The following is a 1,180-nucleotide window of genomic DNA, read 5'->3' as shown; positions in this document are numbered from 1 at the left end:
AAAATGATCCGCAATGCAACACACGTTCTTGTGTATCAAAAGTTCTCAGCGAACTTGGTTTCTTGTTAGAAAAGAAGAGCTCTGAATACACATCGTCTTCAATCAAATACACATCGTGTTTATCAGCAAGCTCGACGATACGCTGCTTCTGCTCATCATTTAATGATGTTCCGGTTGGGTTGTGAAAGTTCGTCATCAACCAACACGCGCGAACATCATGGCCAGTAAAAGCCGCTTCAATTTGTTGCAAAGAGTGCCCGATGCGCGGGTCTACTGAGATTTCTATCGCCTTTAAGCCCAAACGTTCTATCGCTTGAAGCGCTCCGTAAAATGTTGGCGATTCAACCACGATAGTATCTCCCGGTTGTGTCACGGCCTGAAGGCTCAAATTCAACGCTTCTAACGCCCCTGAAGTAATGACAATGTCATCATGGGTTAACACCATACCTTGTTGAATGTAACGTTGAGCAATCAAACGACGCAGTGATTCAGAGCCTGGCGGTAAGTTATCCAATAACGTCTCTGGCCCCATCTTCCTACCAGAACTGGCCAGATTGCGATTCAACGCATCCAATGGAAACAACGCAGGATCTGGAAAGGCAGATCCGAACTTCATCGCATCCGGTGACGCTTGATTTTTGAGGTAGTCGTAAAGCTCATCATTGATGTTAGAGCGATAAACAGAGGTCGCAGGAGGGCTCGGTTCCAAACGATCCAGCTCTGCGGTAACAAAGTAGCCAGACTGAGGTTTTGCCGCGACCCAGCCTTGCGCTTCGAGCAACTGATAAGCTTGTAACACCGTTCCGGCGCTGACGGAATGATTTCGGCTGGTGACACGCACTGACGGCAGCTTTTCTCCTGCTCTCCATGTGTTTTGCTGAATCTGCGTTTTGAACAGCTCAGCCAGTTGACGGTATCGGTTCATGTTTCCCTCATTTATCACGACCGAGCGAACCTTAGCATACTTCGCGCCCGTATTCTGATAACGCGACTATCAATCTCGAAACGTAATTAATCAATCTTAGTGATATCAATTCGCGATACGAAGTGAGAATTTATGTTCCATACTTTCAAAGGTATGACTTTTATTTCGGGAGAAAATGATGAAAGTATTTACTATGGATGACCTCTCATACCGAGGTGCTCATAAAGGCGTACACAGCTGGGATCACCCAGCCAG

The 1,180-nt window shown here is 46.5% G+C and carries 1 protein-coding gene; it reads right to left on the bottom strand.

All coding sequences use genetic code 11. The annotated features are described in order from the left end of the window. Nucleotides 1-925 (bottom strand): PLP-dependent aminotransferase family protein (locus R7P67_RS25445; RefSeq protein ID WP_318086401.1); only part of this gene is annotated, 925 nt, incomplete at its 3' end. Nucleotides 926-1,180: the final 255 nt, after the last annotated feature.

This window comes from Vibrio sp. Vb0937 (genome assembly GCF_033338855.1).
Note: the sequence above shows the minus strand (reverse complement) of the source record. Positions and strands in the feature narration are given on the sequence as shown.